The sequence below is a fragment of the Suttonella ornithocola genome, from assembly GCF_001889065.1.
Lineage (GTDB): Bacteria > Pseudomonadota > Gammaproteobacteria > Cardiobacteriales > Cardiobacteriaceae > Suttonella_A > Suttonella_A ornithocola.
Genome location: NZ_LWHB01000072.1, coordinates 1 through 16685 on the forward strand (window position 1 = coordinate 1; position 16685 = coordinate 16685).

12 protein-coding genes are annotated in these 16685 nt (G+C 41.4%); 9 read left to right on the plus strand and 3 right to left on the minus strand.

Annotated elements, in window-relative coordinates:
- The 5 genes from gatA to fumC form a co-directional block, all read left to right on the plus strand.
- Nucleotides 1-1334 (plus strand): Asp-tRNA(Asn)/Glu-tRNA(Gln) amidotransferase subunit GatA (gene gatA, locus A5N85_RS06020; protein WP_072576425.1); only part of this gene is annotated, 1334 nt, incomplete at its 5' end.
- Nucleotides 1324-1677 carry a hypothetical protein gene (locus tag A5N85_RS06025; protein WP_084601669.1) on the plus strand — a complete coding sequence of 118 codons (354 nt, stop codon included), beginning with the start codon at nucleotides 1324-1326 and terminating at the stop codon, nucleotides 1675-1677. The genes gatA and A5N85_RS06025, both read left to right, overlap by 11 nt.
- A 5-nt stretch (nucleotides 1678-1682) precedes the next feature.
- Nucleotides 1683-2291: a TetR/AcrR family transcriptional regulator gene (locus A5N85_RS06030; RefSeq protein WP_072576426.1), complete on the plus strand. Its 609-nt coding sequence runs from the start codon at nucleotides 1683-1685 to the stop codon at nucleotides 2289-2291.
- Between the two features lie 31 nt (nucleotides 2292-2322).
- A complete protein-coding gene (locus A5N85_RS06035) occupies nucleotides 2323-3195 on the plus strand; it encodes a hypothetical protein (RefSeq protein WP_072576427.1) in 873 nt (290 codons plus the stop codon).
- A gap of 73 nt (nucleotides 3196-3268) precedes the next feature.
- Nucleotides 3269-4657 (plus strand): class II fumarate hydratase, encoded by a 1389-nt coding sequence (gene fumC / locus A5N85_RS06040; RefSeq protein ID WP_072576428.1) that lies wholly within the window; start codon nucleotides 3269-3271, stop codon nucleotides 4655-4657.
- Between the two features lie 192 nt (nucleotides 4658-4849).
- On the opposite strand, the gene dnaJ is transcribed toward fumC, so the two are convergent.
- The 3 genes from dnaJ to grpE all read right to left on the minus strand — a co-directional run bounded on the left by dnaJ (nucleotide 4850) and on the right by grpE (nucleotide 8644).
- Nucleotides 4850-5983, minus strand: a complete 1134-nt coding sequence (gene dnaJ / locus A5N85_RS06045; RefSeq protein ID WP_072576429.1) for a molecular chaperone DnaJ — start codon at nucleotides 5981-5983, stop codon at nucleotides 4850-4852.
- Nucleotides 5984-6035: 52 nt separating this feature from the next.
- Nucleotides 6036-7961: a molecular chaperone DnaK gene (dnaK, locus tag A5N85_RS06050; protein WP_072576430.1), complete on the minus strand. Its 1926-nt coding sequence runs from the start codon at nucleotides 7959-7961 to the stop codon at nucleotides 6036-6038.
- Between the two features lie 80 nt (nucleotides 7962-8041).
- Nucleotides 8042-8644 (minus strand): nucleotide exchange factor GrpE, encoded by a 603-nt coding sequence (gene grpE / locus A5N85_RS06055; RefSeq protein WP_072576435.1) that lies wholly within the window; start codon nucleotides 8642-8644, stop codon nucleotides 8042-8044.
- An 84-nt stretch (nucleotides 8645-8728) separates the two neighbouring features.
- On the opposite strand from grpE, the gene A5N85_RS06060 reads away from it, so the two are divergent.
- The 4 genes from A5N85_RS06060 to A5N85_RS06075 all read left to right on the plus strand — a co-directional run bounded on the left by A5N85_RS06060 (nucleotide 8729) and on the right by A5N85_RS06075 (nucleotide 16224).
- Complete coding sequence (locus tag A5N85_RS06060) at nucleotides 8729-10717, plus strand: hypothetical protein (RefSeq protein ID WP_072576431.1); 1989 nt, start codon at nucleotides 8729-8731, stop codon at nucleotides 10715-10717.
- A gap of 86 nt (nucleotides 10718-10803) precedes the next feature.
- On the plus strand, nucleotides 10804-11445 hold the full coding sequence (locus A5N85_RS06065) for a BON domain-containing protein (RefSeq protein ID WP_072576432.1): 642 nt from the start codon (nucleotides 10804-10806) through the stop codon (nucleotides 11443-11445).
- A 23-nt stretch (nucleotides 11446-11468) separates the two neighbouring features.
- Nucleotides 11469-13316: a dihydroxy-acid dehydratase gene (gene ilvD / locus A5N85_RS06070; RefSeq protein WP_211268088.1), complete on the plus strand. Its 1848-nt coding sequence runs from the start codon at nucleotides 11469-11471 to the stop codon at nucleotides 13314-13316.
- Between the two features lie 490 nt (nucleotides 13317-13806).
- Nucleotides 13807-16224 carry a glucose/quinate/shikimate family membrane-bound PQQ-dependent dehydrogenase gene (locus A5N85_RS06075; RefSeq protein ID WP_072576433.1) on the plus strand — a complete coding sequence of 806 codons (2418 nt, stop codon included), beginning with the start codon at nucleotides 13807-13809 and terminating at the stop codon, nucleotides 16222-16224.
- Nucleotides 16225-16685: the final 461 nt, after the last annotated feature.

The window sequence follows — 16685 nt, forward strand, 5'->3', positions numbered from 1 at the left end:
CTTTTATCCGCACCACAGAAGAACATGCGCTAACACTCGCTGCCCAATCAGATGAAAGACGCGCGAAAGGCGAAACCCTTAGCCCATTAGATGGTATCCCAATGGCGCATAAAGATATCTTTTGTACTGCTGGCATCATTACTACCGCTGCTTCAAAAATGTTAGAGCACTTTATTCCGCCACATACGGCAACCATTGCTGAGAACCTTTCTCATGCGGGCGCCATTATGACAGGTAAACTGTCAATGGATGAATTTGCTATGGGCTCATCAAACGAACACAGCGCATTTGGCGCCGTTCACAACCCTTGGCAACACAACATTGTTCCCGGTGGCTCCTCTGGCGGGAGTGCTGCGGCAGTCGCAGCGCGTTTAGTCCCCTATGCAACAGGTTCAGATACGGGTGGTTCCATTCGCCAACCAGCTGCTTACTGCGGTGTGACAGGTATCAAACCCACCTATGGTACTTGCTCACGTTGGGGAATGATTTCCTATGCTTCTAGCCTAGATCAGGCAGGACCGATTGCACAAACAGCGGAAGATTGCGCTTTAATTCTTAACCACATGGCAGGACATGACCCAAAAGACAGTACATCAAGTCAAAAAACCGTTACCGAGTTTACACATGAACTCAATCAACCCTTAAACGGAATAACGATTGGTATTCCTCGTCAATACTTTGAAGGACTAGACGATAAAATGACGGAAACCATCCGCGCTGCTGCTGCCATTTATGAAAAATTAGGCGCAACGCTTAAAGATATCGAACTCGAAAATACCGATATTGCAATTGCAAGCTACTATTTAATTGCCTCTGCGGAAGCTTCTTCAAACCTAGCGCGTTATGACGGTGTTCGCTATGGCTATCGATGTGAAAATCCAAAAGACCTTGAAGATCTCTATCGCCGTAGCCGTAGCGAAGGTTTTGGTGCAGAAGTCAAACGTCGAATTCTTATTGGAACTTATGCCCTTTCCGCCGGCTATTACGATGCTTACTATGAGCAAGCACGCCGTGGAAGACGAGCTATCTTACAAAGCTTTCAAAAAGCCTTCACCAAATGCGATGTCATTTTAGGACCAACCACGCCAGAAACTGCCTTTGAAATTGGCAGTAAAACAGATGACCCTGTTGCTATGTTCCTAGGCGATCTTTATACCGTTTCCGTTAACCTAGCAGGACTCCCCGCCATTAGCCATCCAGCTGGCTTTATCAATGGACTACCTGTTGGCTGTCAATTGATTGGACCACATTTCTCCGAGCCTAGACTGCTCAACCTCGTTCATCAATATCAGCAGCAAACGGACTACCATCAGCAAATTCCTAATGGCTACTAATTCCTTTTTTACTCGCTCTATGGCTGAAAACTATTGGCGCATTATCTGCTCTCAGCGAGAAGAGCCTCTGCGCCAATTTTTTCAGTTTAATGCCAAAATTTACTGGCGACACACTGGAGAAGCCTTTATTCGCGTGAATACAAATTATCCGGGAACTTGGCAAGCGGATATTGAGCGTTGTGATGTCATGACTAATCTGACGATTACGGCTGTACGAATCTTTAATACACAAAAAAGCTATCATGTTGTTTCTTTCATTCACCATGAAAAAGGTAAAATTCATACCTTAGAAGAATACTGGGGAGAACAACTTCCACCACCCAATACTCGTCCAAGCTATTAAAACCTATGCGTCGCACTAAAGCCGAAGCCGAACAAACACGTACTGCTCTTTTAACGGCAGGACTGATTCTATTTGATGAAAAAGGCTACCGCGCAACGACCATTAGCGACATCGCTACCGCAGCAAACCTTACTCGAGGTGCATTTTATTGGCATTTTAAAGATAAAACAGACTTACTTTCTGCCATTGGTGAAAAATACTTTGATCACCTTAGCCAACAAATACAATCGGCTGCAGATAGCGCCACACCTTGGACAACCTTATCAGACGTTTATTGCCAGTTTTTCCGTACCTTATTAGAAAGTAAAGACCATCTGCACTTTCATCGTTTACTAAATACGCAGCAAAGTACACCAGAATCTCCTCTTGCTACCCTACTTCAACGCTATAAACAAGTTTGGCATCAGCAACTCAATAACATTCTAAAACAAGCACTCGAAACAGGCATTTTACCGCCTAGAACTGACTTAACGCTTGCGCGAAACTACCTAATTGTGAATATCAGCGGCATTGCTTGTCATTATGCTGTCACACCAGAACTACAAACCCAAGCAGAAACGATTATCAAACGCACCTTTTCCTTTATTAAACAAGGTGGCTGTATCACAGTCTAACTAATCGCTCTATTTCCAAATCACCGCTCCTATGAAAAAAATCCTTGCGACTTTAACACTTCTAGTCATTGGAATAATTTTTCTCAGCCCAGCCATTATTGGTATTTTTACCGAAAAATTTATTCGACAAACCCTTCAAAACCTCCCTATCACCATTGAGTACTATCAAAAAGGTTGGTTTAGCAGTGACGTAAAACTATTAGTTACTCTTCCTAACAATCCAACTCAGCCACTCATGCTTAACCTTGTGCACGCGCCACTAATCAAAACAGGTACCAACCTTATCGATGCGACGCTATATGACACAACCAATAATCTTCAAAGTCATCTTCAACTCAATTTAAGTACACAGCTCACCATCTCTACTCATATCCAAAAAATACAAACACCTACTCTAATAATCAATCATCTTAAATTCTTTACAAAAACTAAGCTTTATCAACTAAAAGATATTCATTTTCAGGGTCAAAGCCAATCACTACATTGGCAAATATCTCCAAATGATGCACTCAATTATGCCAATACGAAATTTTCAGGAACATTTCATAGCATCCTAGACAATCCTACGACTAATATGAAACACCTTTTACTCCATCAGCTTATTGCCAACAAAAATCAGTTTGATTTAATCTTCCAAGCGCTCAATTTACAAAACCAAAAAGAAATTCAAGCTAACCTGATGCTCACTGAGCAATTCCAAAATCCTTTACAACTGCTCAGTTTACAGAAAACCCCTTATACCTATTTTAATCATAGTGAGCTTTCCTTAAATCTTTTACCTAACAGTCCAACAGCGCACACTCTTAATATACTATTTAATGCGCTACATTTGCCCTACTCTCCCCAATCTGCTACTCAACAATGGAAAATTTCTAATCATCAACTCAAGTTTCATCACGAATAAAGACAGCTACCACAACTATTCACAGCAATTTCGCTTATAATGCCTCATACCATTAACAACCCAAGAGGGCATTATGACAACTCGTATTGAACACGATACTATGGGCGAAATTGCCGTTGATGAAAACGCTTATTGGGGCGCACAAACGCAACGCAGTTATGAAAACTTTAAAATCGGTACAGACAAACTCCCGCATAGTTTGATAGAAGCCATGGCTTTAGTTAAAAAAGCCGCTGCTATCACTAATGCCTCACTCGGCAGAATAGAAGAAAAGCAACGTAATTTAATCATTCAAGCCACTGACGATGTTTTAGCTGGCAAATTAAACGACCAATTCCCACTTGTTCCTTATCAAACGGGTTCTGGTACACAATCTAATATGAATATGAACGAAGTACTCGCCAATCGTGCAAATGAAATTGCGGGTAATCCACGAGGTAGATATAAACCTGTTCATCCAAATGACCATGTTAACCACGCACAATCAACTAACGACTCTTTTCCAACTGCCATTCATGTGGCTGCTGCAAGAGAAATCAATCGTCATCTCATTCCTCAAGTCAAAGCATTACGCGACACACTTGCTCAAAAAGCAGAAAGCTTTAAAGACATCGTAAAAATTGGACGTACACACTTACAAGATGCAACGCCCCTGACCTTAGGACAAGAGTTTTCAGGCTACGTCAGCCAACTTGACCATGGTTTAGAGCGTTTGCAAGATGCACTCAAATATCTCTACGAATTACCGTTAGGAGGCACTGCTGTTGGCACAGGTTTAAATAGCCATCCAGACTACGCAGAAAAAGCTGCCGCGGAATTGGCTACTTTAACCAACCTTCCTTTCGTGACTGCACCAAATAAATTTGAAGCTTTAGCTGGACGGGATGCTTGCGTTTTTGCTTCAGGCAGTCTAAAAACTTTAGCGGCTAGCTTGAATAAAATTGCTAATGACATTCGTTGGTTAGCAAGCGGTCCTCGTTGCGGATTAGGAGAGCTAAAAATCCCTGAAAATGAGCCGGGCAGCTCTATCATGCCTGGTAAAGTGAATCCTACCCAATGTGAAGCTGTGACAATGGTGGTTTGCCAAGTCTATGGTAACGATACTTGTATCTCAATGGCTGGGGCATCTGGAAACTTTGAGCTTAATGTTTACATGCCTATTATTGCTTTTAACCTACTGCAATCTATCCAATTATTGGGAGATGCGTGCGATAGCTTTAATCGCAACTGTGCTGTTGGTATCGAACCTGTCAAAGAAAAAATTGACTATTTCTTGCACCACTCTTTAATGCTAGTAACAGCGCTAAATCGTTATGTTGGCTATGAAAATGCTGCTAAAATTGCGAAAACAGCCTATAAAAATGATAAATCTTTAAAAGAAACTGCTATTGAATTGGGATTACTCTCCGCGGAAGATTTCGATAAATACGTTCAACCTGCAGAAATGGTACATCCAAAATAAATAGAAATAAAAAATGGGCGGATAACCGCCCATTTTAAAATCTACACATTTTCAATTATGTAATAGATGATCTATAGCCAACTTCCTAAAAAACACATACGGTACTTGGAGATAGAATACTGTTTTCGAAGTGGATATTGAGTTAACGTTGTATGCAGTTTTTGGGAAGTTGGCTATAGTGATCAATCTGCGTTACAAATTATCAAAAAATTCTTTCACCCGATTCAAAAATCCACTCTCTTTAGGGGCATGACGTTGCCCACCCGCATGAAGTGTTTTTTCAAACTGTTGCAATAAATCTTTTTGTTCTTTTGAAAGATTTACCGGTGTTTCAATACTAACCGTACAATATAAATCGCCAGCAGCATAGCTACGAACAGATTTCACACCTTTCCCTCTTAAACGGAAAGTTTTTCCTGTTTGTGTTTCCGCAGGTATGGTTAGCATGACTTTTCCACCTAAAGTTGGGACTTCAATTTCGCCGCCTAAACAAGCGGTGACAAAGCTAATTGGCATTTCACAATAGAGATGATCGCCTTCTCGAGTAAAAATAGGATGTTTACGAACGCGTACCTCTACATATAAATCCCCAGCAGGTCCACCCATTTCTCCAGCTTCACCTTCACCATTTAAACGAATTCTATCACCCGTATCTACGCCGGCTGGAATGTTCACATTAAGCGTGCGTGTATCTTTAACTCTTCCTGAACCGTGACATTCATCACAAGGATTTTCAATAACTTGCCCTCTTCCCTGACAGGTAGGACAAGGCTGCGCAATTGAGAAAAATCCTTGCTGCATACGAACTTGCCCAGCGCCATTACAAGTAGGGCACGTTTTTTTCTTCGATTTTTCTGTCGCACCTGTCCCGCTACATTTTTTACACTTAACTTGTGTCGGGATTTTTATCTGAACTTCTTTTCCTTGGGTGGCTTCCTCCAAAGATAAATCCAGCTCATAAGCTAAATCTCTACCACGATTTTGCCGTTGAGAACTACCACCGCGCCCTCCGCCAAAGATATCGCCAAAAACATCGCCAAAAATGTCAGAGAAGCTCGCACCACTGCCACCAAAGCCGCCAAATCCACCGCCTTGACCACTAGCTGCATCAAATCCAAATCTATCGTAGGTAGATTTCTTTTGCGCATCAGAAAGAATTTCATACGCTTTACTAATTTCTTTGAATTTTTTTTCAGCTTCTTCTTTATTATCAGGATTACGGTCAGGGTGCCATTTCATAGAAAGCTTACGATAAGCTTTCTTTATTTCATCTGGACTAGCACTTCTCGATACCCCTAAAATTGCATATAAATCTTTTTCTGCCATGCTTTAAAAAAGGGCGGTTTCCCGCCCTCTCCATTCGTTAAATAGAAAATTGTTAGTCTTTTTTATTTGGATCAACTTCTTCAAAATCTGCGTCAACGACACCATCATCTGCCTTCTTAGGCTCGGCTTCACCTGCTGCTGAAGAGGCTTGCTGACTCATTTTTTCATAAGATTTTTGCATGACTGGCGATGCAGCAGTCATTAAAGCTTCTGTTTTGCTCTTAATAGCATCTGTATCGTCTCCATCCATGACCTCGCGTAATGCTTTAATTGCTTCCTCTACAGGAGCTTTCTCATCAGCGCTCACTTCATCACCTAATTCAGTAATCGCTTTTTCTACACCATTAATCATAGATTCTGCTTGGTTTTTCGCTTCAACACGCTCTTGGAATTTCTTATCTTCTTCCGCATGTGCCTCTGCATCTTGAACCATGCGTTGAACCTCTTCATCTGAAAGTCCAGAGCTTGCTTTAATTACGATAGATTGCTCTTTTCCTGTTTCCTTATCTTTTGCAGAAACATTTAAAATACCGTTGGCGTCAATATCGAAAGTAACTTCGATTTGTGGCATACCACGAGGCGCTGGACGAATATCAGTCAAATCAAAACGACCTAATGATTTATTCGCACTGGCTTGCTGACGTTCACCTTGTAAAACGTGGATAGTTACCGCACTTTGATTGTCTTCAGCAGTAGAGAAGACTTGAGAAGCATTTGTTGGGATAGTGGTATTTTTCTCAATGAGTTTGGTCATCACACCACCCATTGTTTCAATGCCTAGTGATAGCGGAGTAACATCTAGCAATAGAACATCTTTTACATCACCACCAAGTACACCACCTTGAATTGCAGCACCAATCGCAACCGCTTCATCTGGGTTAACATCTTTGCGTGGCTCTTTACCAAAGAAGTTTTTAACTGCTTCTTGGACTTTTGGCATACGTGTTTGACCACCTACCAAAATAACATCAGTAATATCACTATTTGATAAGCCAGCATCTTTCATTGCGATACGGCAAGGCTCAAGTGAACGCTCAATCAAATCCGCTACTAAAGACTCTAATTTCGCACGAGTGAGTTTTAAATTCATGTGCTTAGGTCCAGTGGCATCTGCTGTGATGTATGGCAAGTTAATGTCAGTTTGCTGTGAAGAAGACAACTCAATTTTTGCTTTTTCAGCAGCTTCTTTTAAACGTTGAAGCGCTAAAGAGTCATGCGATAAATCAATACCTTGATCTTTCTTAAACTCACTGACTAAATAATCAATAATTCGGCTATCAAAATCTTCCCCACCTAGGAAAGTATCACCATTGGTGGCAAGCACTTCGAATTGCTGACCTTCTTCATCTAAATTAACGGTTTCGATGATAGAAATATCAAAGGTACCACCACCTAAATCATAAACGGCGATTTTGGCATCTTTTGCACCATGTTCTAAACCATAAGCTAATGCAGCAGCAGTCGGCTCGTTAATAATACGTTTAACTTCTAAACCAGCAATTTTACCTGCGTCTTTTGTTGCTTGACGCTGACTATCATTAAAGTAAGCAGGAACTGTAATAACCGCTTCTGTGACTTTTTCACCGAGATAATCTTCTGCTGTCTTCTTCATTTTCATCAATACACGAGCAGAAATTTCTGGCGGTGCCATTTTTTTACCTTCAACTTCTACCCAAGCATCGCCATTATCAGCTTTAACGATATTGTATGGTACCAATTTAATATCTTTTTGCACTTCTGCTTCATCAAAGCGACGACCAATTAAGCGCTTAATGGCATAAAGGGTATTTTTGGGGTTAGTTACTGCTTGGCGTTTTGCTGGTTGTCCAACCAACACTTCTCCATCTTCTGTAAAGGCAACAATTGAAGGAGTAGTACGCGCACCTTCTGCATTTTCGATGACTTTGGCTTTATCGCCATCCATAACGGCTACACATGAGTTAGTTGTTCCCAAGTCAATTCCAATAATTTTTCCCATAATATTTTCCTTAAAAATTAAAAAATTTAATAAATCTTAAATGGGAGCAGCTTAAAAAAAATCAAGCAACTCTCTAAAAATTAATTTTTTGCGACGACGACTTGTGCTGCTCTAACCGTTCTGCCATTTAAGACATAACCTTTCTGTGCCACATGTAACACAGTATTATTTTCATGTTCAGGGCTAGGTACCATCGTCACTGCTTCATGTAATTCTGGATTAAATTTTTCACCAACTGGGTTGATTTCTTCTACGCCATTTTTTTGCAAATTTTCTCGTAGAATTTTCAAAGTCATTTCGCTGCCTTCGATAAATTGCTTAATCGCTTCGGGCTTTTCCGCATTTTCTTCCGCTGCTTGCAAGCCAAGCGTTAAAGAATCCAATACGGGTAACAAATCTTTAATGAGACGCTCTGCAGCAAATTTATGAGCATTACTAAGCTCTCTTTCTTGACGTTTACGCAGATTATCATTTTCGGCGCGCTCACGAATTACTTGATCTTTCAATATTGCGACTTGTTCGCTCAACTTCGCAATTTCTTCATCTCTAGGATCAATAAATTGGCAACTTTCAAATTCTTGTGCAATAGTATCAGCATCAATAGGTTGTGTGCTTTCATTTTCACCAGCAGAATCAATAGACTCTTGTTCAACGGTAGATTTTTGATGATTTTCACTAGACATTTCCATTCCTTGCTTAATTGATAAACTTTTAACTTTATGAGGGATACTCACAGAAAAATCAAGTTCTATGGTTATAATATCAATATGAAACAAACATTTCTTTTTTTAATCATTTTATTTCTTTGCGCGTGGACAGTAGAAATAGAAGTAGAACAAGCAAAAATTGGGCAACAACAGCTACACAACTTAGCGATACAAGCAAAATCCCTAGACCTTAAAAGCTTTTCACTACAAGGAGAAGCTCAACGATTCATTGCAAGTGGGCATACCTACCAACCTGTTCATTTTGAGGGAAAAGCCGTTAGAGAAGGAGCAGATTTATCCATTAAAAAACTAATAGTTACCGCATTTTATAATAAGAATCCTCTTTATCTAAACCTTTCTGCGACCACTTTAAAAGACTTTTTCCAGCAAACCTTACAAACACCAGAAAATTTAGAATTAAGCCTGAGTGGTAAAACGCCTTTACTTAAAATTCGTTGGCAAAACCAACAAAAAATGCTCACCTTAGCTCAAAAGCAGTTAACTGCTAAACAATTGCGAGCTATCCTATCTTTTATTGGAATTTATATCGATGAAACTTTAACAGGAACGCTTATTCCTAACCTCAAAATTTATTATGCTAACCATGGCTGGCAATTAACAGGCGATATTCTTTTAGAAAATGGTAGCTGGCATAGCACAGACCAAATGCAAGCTGCGGAAAAGCTCAATGTTCATTTAGGACTCTCTCTTGAGCAAACAGAAAATGGTTGGACAGGACGAATTAAAGGAGAATTAGAACAAGGCGAAATATTCATCAATCCTTTATATCTTAACTTTTCTGAAGCGCCGATTCAGTTTTCAGCAGAATTAGCAGAAAACAACGAAAAACTGACCATTCAAAACTTGCGCGCGCAAAGTCCTAATACCCTAGCGCATTTAGATTTAACTTATCATTTCAATCAAAAATCCGTTGATACCATAACGCTTTACCAGCTATCTGGAGAAGCCAATACCCTTTACCAACGCTATTTAAAAGCTTATTTAGCAGAAACCCTATTAGAAGATGCAACTTTAACGGGAAGCTTATTTATTAGCGGTCATTGGGAAAAAGACCAAGGGATTACACATCCTAATATTGTTTTAAACCATATTGATATAACCGATAAACAAGATCGCTTTGCGCTTAAAGGTTTAGATGGGCAAATTGGTGAAAGTGGATTAAGCGAAATACGCATTGCGCCGAGCCGTTGGCGTAAACTACCCATTGGTGCGGCGAAACTTTCTTTTCGCTTTCATAATGGTCAACCACAATTAACGGCTCCTTTTCGGTTACCCATTTTAGGCGGTGCGCTTGTTATCTCGGATTTAAAAGCACTTCCTAAAGCACGCTACCAGCTCAAAATGCAAATTGAGCCTATTGATTTAGAAGCCCTAACGAATGCCCTAGACCTTCCGCCTTTCCAAGGCAATATTAGTGGCAGTTTTCCTGAAGTTACCTTTACCAATGAAGGGTTATACTTGGGACAGCCTGTACGTATTCATGCTTTTAATGGCCAAATTATGGTTAATGACTTAGTGATTCATCAGCTTTTTGCACCTATTCCCTTACTTTATTTCAGTATTGCGCTGGAACATATAGACCTTACACAATTGACTCATGCTTTTAATATTGCCGAAATACAAGGGAATCTAAGTGGCGAAATTAATGACGTTGCTTTGGCAAATTGGCAACCACAGCAATTTGACGCTTATCTTTATACTGATCTCCAAAATCCTGGAACACGAAAAATCAGTCATAAAGCCGTGCAATATCTGACTCAAGCTGGTGGTGCTTCTGTCGCTATCAGAGAATTTGTCCGCTTATTAAACAAATTTCCCTATCAAAAGCTAGGCATTCGAGCACAACTTCAAGGACACAAACTAACCCTTGACGGCATTGAAACCGCACCAGACGGCGGATTTTACATCGTAAAAGGCAAAGGTATTCCTCATCTAGACATCATTGGTCACCAAAGAGAAACCGATTACCGCGAACTTATCAATCGCTTAAAAACCGCAATCAATAGTGATGGACCAGTTATTCAATAATTTTTTATCCAATTTTATCTTATGCGTCTATTGATTTCTCTTTGCTATAATTTCCCATCTTTCCATAACAACTTATTATTTCACTTATGAAAAAGACTCTACTATTTAGCTTAGTTTGCTTAATCGCTTTACAAGGATGTGCGCCACTTATTATTGGAGGTGCTGCTACTGGAGCAGTAGTCGCTAATGATAGACGAACCACTGGCAGAGTCGTTGATGACCGTACCTTACAACTTAGTATTGCGAGCAAAATTGCCAATATCAAACGCATTGCTGATTATAGCCACATCAATGTTACTACTTATGATGGCGTTGTCCTACTCACTGGCGAAGCGGCTAATCAAACCATTCGGCAAGACGCTGAAACCATTGCAGCACGAACAGAAGGAACCAAAAGAGTCGTTAACGACATCATTATTGGTCCAAGGAGTAGCTTAGCCAATCGTGCTTATGACACCAAACAAACCGCTAAAGTAAAAACCGCCTTATTTGATGTCAATATTGCGGGCTTTAACCCAAACCGCGTAAAAGTGGTTACAGAGCACGGCGTAACCTATCTAATGGGACTACTCACACAAAACGAAGCCAATGCGGCTATTAACGTTGCCCGTCGTGTATCTGGTGTGGCTCGAGTGGTCAGCCTATTTGAAATCAATAACAGAATTAACCAGCCCCAGCCAAATCCTTTTGCTGGTGAACATACCTATAACCAAGAACTCCATCGATAATCAAACAATCACTAGGAAATCTCATGAGTCGCAAAATTCCTCTCCGCTCCCAAACCTCTACCGCCGGTCGTAACATGGCAGGCGCACGCGCATTATGGCGCGCAACAGGTATGAAAGATGATGACTTTCAAAAACCCATTATTGCCGTTGTAAACAGTTTTACCCAATTTGTTCCCGGTCATGTTCATTTAAAAGACATGGGACAATTAGTTGCCCGAGAAATCGAAGCCTGTGGCGGTGTCGCTAAAGAATTTAATACCATTGCCGTCGATGACGGCATTGCAATGGGACACGACGGGATGCTTTATTCCTTACCTAGCCGCGATATTGTTGCAGATAGCGTGGAATACATGGTTAATGCGCATTGTGCCGATGCCATGGTTTGCATATCTAACTGCGATAAAATCACGCCCGGAATGCTAATGGCAGCCATGCGACTCAATATTCCTGTTGTATTCGTTTCTGGTGGACCAATGGAAGCCGGAAAAACCAAACTCGCCGAACATTCGCTAGACCTTGTGGATGCCATGGTGATGGCAGCTGATCCTGAAGTTGATGACGAAACGGTTTCTGCTGTCGAACGCAGTGCTTGTCCAACCTGCGGTAGCTGCTCAGGAATGTTTACCGCTAACTCAATGAATTGCCTAACTGAAGCCATGGGACTTTCTCTTCCCGGCAACGGTACTATTCTCGCTACGCATGCCACTCGTAAACAGCTTTTCTTAGATGCGGCGAAAACCATTATGAAACTATGCCAACGTTATTATGGCGAGGGCGATACTCGTGTTTTACCGCGTAGCATTGCCACCTACGAAGCCTTTGAAAATGCCATGACGCTAGATATCGCCATGGGCGGTTCAACCAATACCATTCTCCACTTATTAGCAGCTGCGCAAGAAGCTGGTGTGGATTACACCATGAAAGACATTGACGCCCTTTCCAAACGCATTCCACAACTTTGTAAAGTCGCTCCAAACACCCAAAAATATCACATCGAAGACGTGCATCGCGCGGGTGGCATCATGAACATCCTAGCGGAACTTGACCGCGCACAACTTCTCCATAGCGAATTACCCACCGTTCACAGCCTCACCTTAAAAGAAGCACTCCAAACCTACGACCTAACCCACTCGCCATCTCAAACTGTCATAGACTTCTATCGCGCTGGGCCGGCAGGCTTACCTAGCCAAACCGCCTTTTCCCAAAACTGCCATTACGACAGCGTCGATACCGATAGAGCAAACGGCTGTATTCGCGACCTAGAACACGCTTACTCACAAGAAGGTGGGCTTGCCGTGCTTTACGGCAACATTGCTGAAGACGGTTGTGTGGTAAAAACGGCAGGTGTTGATGAAAGCATTCACCGTTTTACAGGAAAAGCCATTGTCTTTGAAAGCCAAGAAGATGCTGTAAACGGCATTTTGAAGAAAAAAGTCCAAGCTGGCGACATCGTGATTATTCGCTATGAAGGACCAAAAGGCGGTCCTGGAATGCAAGAAATGCTTTATCCAACTAGCTACCTTAAATCAATGGGACTTGGAAAAGCCTGCGCCCTACTCACAGACGGACGCTTTTCTGGCGGTACCTCAGGACTTTCTATCGGTCACGCCTCCCCAGAAGCCGCTGCTGGTGGTGCAATCGGGCTGGTAAAAAATGGCGATACTATTCATATCAACATACCAGAACGCCGCATTCACTTAGACGTTTCAGATGAGGAACTGGCTAAACGTCGCGCCGAACAAAATAAAAAAGGCTGGAAGCCCGCAGAACCTCGCCCAAGAAAAGTTTCAGCCGCTTTAAAAGCTTATGCTCTACTTGCCACAAGCGCAGATAAAGGCGCGGTTAGAAACCTCTCACAATTATCAGACTAACTCTCTATACGTTTGCTGAAATCTATGATTTCAGCAAACCTCTCTTGCTATACCCACTTTTACTATTTACGTCATAATAGCTTTATCGCAAACATTGCATTTAAAATAACAATAAAAATATAGAGGAGAGAATATGTATCCCTATAAAAAGATTCCCTTAAGAAAATTGAATCTTATTTCCGTCCTATTATTCACTGCTTACCCTCTTGGATTAACTGCTTACGAGCAGAAACAAAAAACGGTATCTAATCATTTAAAATGAGGAAGCAGAGAATAATCTACCAACTCAATACATACCAAAGCAGTGCCAATTAGGGAGACTCCCCATCAGGAAACGAGCTCAATATATGATTTATACTTTAAAACTTATTTTTATAAATAACTGCCCCCTAAAACATAAATCTTATTCATTCTGTAATTTTTAACGCTATAATAACAAAAGTTTAGGCATGCTTCCTAAGCACTTTATTCCACAATGAAGGAGTCGTTTATGCGTTCAAAACGCTTTGTATATGATGGTTGGAGTAAACCAATAACGACGGTTATTCTCAGCATCATTTCTTTAGCCTTAATATTTGGAGGAACTTGGCTAGTTTACCTTGGTGGTTCTCCTTATTATCTAATTGTTGGTCTTTTACTTGGCATTAATGCCTATCTTTGGCAAAAAAGCACCGTTACCGCGATATGGTTATATACCGCTATCACCCTTGGTACACTTATTTGGGGTGTTTGGGAAGTCGGCACAGACTTTTGGGCATTAGCACCAAGGGTAGATATTTGGTTCTTATTGGGTTTATGGTTACTCTGCCCAAGTGCTAACCGAAGCATGAGTCAGTACAGCGAAGCGAAAGTCGGAAAAGGTGCTTTAATGGCTGTGATGGCTGGCATTCTTGCCACTTTGGGTTACAGCATTTTTAATGACCCACAAGAAATCAATGGAACTATCACTCGCCAGCAACCTGCCGAAAGCATCTCAACACCCGGTATTCCTGATGCTGATTGGCCCGCTTATGGTCGGACACAAGCCGGGATTCGCTACTCTCCTCTAAAACAAATTACCGCAGAAAATGCCAAAAATTTAAAAGTGGCTTGGGTATATAACACGGGTGATATGAAAACCGAAAAAGATTCTGGTGAAAGCACTTATGAAGTAACACCTATCAAAGTGGGAGATAAACTCTTTATGTGTACCGCTCACCAATTTCTTGATGCGGTTAACCCAGCAACTGGAGAACGTCTGTGGCGATATGATCCACATCTTGCGCCAACTAAGCGTTTTCAGCACATGACCTGCCGTGGGGTTTCTTATTATGATGAGGCAACTGCCGGCATTATCAATCCTAAAAGTGCAGAACGCAGCGATAGTATTCCCTCTACTGTTTGCCCGCGAAAAGTTTTATTACCTGTCAATGATGGACGCTTAATCGCCGTCAATGCCGATAATGGTGAACCTTGTAGCGATTTTGCAGACAATGGCACGATTGATTTGAAGAAAAAAATGCCTTACGCCTATCCGGGTGGATATAACCCAACCTCTCCTGCTGTCGTTACCGCTTCTACCATTATTATTGGTGGTTCAGTAACCGATAACTTCTCAACCAAAGAACCATCGGGCGTGATTCGTGGTTACGATGTTAATAGCGGAGAACTCAAATGGGTATTTGATACTGGCGCACAAGATCCGAATGCAATGCCCGGTGAAGATACAGAATTTGTTCATAATTCACCTAACGCTTGGGCGCCACTCGCCTATGATGCTGAAAGAGATATTATTTATATTCCAACAGGGGTTGGAACGCCTGATATCTGGGGTGGTAACCGCACGCCGTTAAAAGAGCGTTATGCTAACTCTGTCCTAGCCTTAAATGCCACCACTGGCGAACTCATTTGGCATTTTCAAACCACGCATCATGACTTGTGGGATATGGACGTTCCTTCACAGCCTTCTTTAGGTAGCTACGTTAATCACGAAGGACAATCGATTCCAGCCATTTATGTATTAACAAAAACAGGAAATCTCTTTATTCTCAACCGAGAAACTGGAGAACCACTCATTCCAATTGAAGAACGTCCCGTTCCACAAAAAGTGGCGAGAGGCCCACAAACCGAAGGGGAACATTATTCCCCTACCCAACCTTTCTCTGCACTTGATTTAGCGCCACCAGATAGACTATATGATAAAGATATGTGGGGTGCGACAATGTTTGACCAACTCATGTGTCGTATCATCTTTAAGCGTCTAAACTACGATGGCATTTATACCCCACCATCTGAAAATGGTACATTAGTCTTCCCGGGAAATTTAGGCGTCTTTGAATGGGGCGGAATGTCATTAAATAGCCAACGTCAGATTGCGTTAATGAACCCACTTGCGCTACCTTTTGTATCCAAATTGAAAAAGGAAAATCCTAATCGTAAAGAAGAAGTCAAAGGTGCTGGGACTGAACAAGGCTTTCAGCCAATGTATGGCACACCATATAGCGTAAAAATAGAGCCTTTCCTCTCTCCACTTGGACTACCTTGTAAACAACCCGGTTGGGGCTTTATTGCTGGTGTTGATATTAGTGACCATAGTATCGTTTGGAAAACACGCATTGGTACTATTCGCGACAGCTTACCGCATTTAATGCAATTACCTCCATTAAAAATTGGAGTTCCTGGATTAGGTGGTGTGATGTCAACGGCGGGTAACGTGATGTTTGTAGCGGCAACCCAAGACAACTATATCCGCGCTTTCAATGCTTCAAATGGCGAAAAAGTATGGGAAGCACGCTTACCAGCAGGCGGACAAGCTACTCCGATGACCTATGAGCATAATGGTAAACAATATGTCGTCATTATGGCAGGTGGTCATAGCTCATTTGGCACCAAATTAGGTGATTCTCTGATTGCTTATGCTTTAGAGTAATTCTCTACTTTTCTCTCTGATAGCATTATGGCTATCAGAGCCTTTTCATTATAAAAAAGAACATCGCTTAAGCGATGTTCTTTTTTAGGCTTTGGGTACATTTATTAAAAATGATCATTTTTTCTATTCAATTTTGGTATTGTAATTTAAGAATATAGCTAAATGTCTCTCACTCGCATACAGCGTTAGCTCGTTTGCTATACTGAGGTTGGCTATCTGTGGTTCGTCAGTTCATATGCAAGCTAACCCCATTCAGCTATAATCCAAACAATCATTTTTGATCATAAAACCCTTTTTTCCCCGCTCTTTAACAACCGAATAAAAAACAAATACTTGCAACAAGCAAAAAAACAAAAGGTCAACCAACAAAAAACCTTTAAAACCCTTGTGGCAAGTGCATCAAATCGAATAAAATTCGAGATTCCCCGCCGACTCATAGGCGGCTTAGAAACCAACCAATT

Excerpts from the sequence above, each read along its gene's own strand:
- A5N85_RS06025 (WP_084601669.1), top strand. The coding sequence starts at position 1,324 with ATGGCTACTAATTCCTTTTTTACTCGCTCTATGGCTGAAAACTATTGG.
- A5N85_RS06030 (WP_072576426.1), top strand. The coding sequence starts at position 1,683 with ATGCGTCGCACTAAAGCCGAAGCCGAACAAACACGTACTGCTCTTTTA.
- A5N85_RS06035 (WP_072576427.1), top strand. The coding sequence starts at position 2,323 with ATGAAAAAAATCCTTGCGACTTTAACACTTCTAGTCATTGGAATAATT.
- fumC (WP_072576428.1), top strand. The coding sequence starts at position 3,269 with ATGACAACTCGTATTGAACACGATACTATGGGCGAAATTGCCGTTGAT.
- dnaJ (WP_072576429.1), bottom strand. The coding sequence starts at position 5,983 with ATGGCAGAAAAAGATTTATATGCAATTTTAGGGGTATCGAGAAGTGCT.
- dnaK (WP_072576430.1), bottom strand. The coding sequence starts at position 7,961 with ATGGGAAAAATTATTGGAATTGACTTGGGAACAACTAACTCATGTGTA.
- grpE (WP_072576435.1), bottom strand. The coding sequence starts at position 8,644 with ATGTCTAGTGAAAATCATCAAAAATCTACCGTTGAACAAGAGTCTATT.
- A5N85_RS06060 (WP_072576431.1), top strand. The coding sequence starts at position 8,729 with ATGAAACAAACATTTCTTTTTTTAATCATTTTATTTCTTTGCGCGTGG.
- A5N85_RS06065 (WP_072576432.1), top strand. The coding sequence starts at position 10,804 with ATGAAAAAGACTCTACTATTTAGCTTAGTTTGCTTAATCGCTTTACAA.
- ilvD (WP_211268088.1), top strand. The coding sequence starts at position 11,469 with ATGAGTCGCAAAATTCCTCTCCGCTCCCAAACCTCTACCGCCGGTCGT.
- A5N85_RS06075 (WP_072576433.1), top strand. The coding sequence starts at position 13,807 with ATGCGTTCAAAACGCTTTGTATATGATGGTTGGAGTAAACCAATAACG.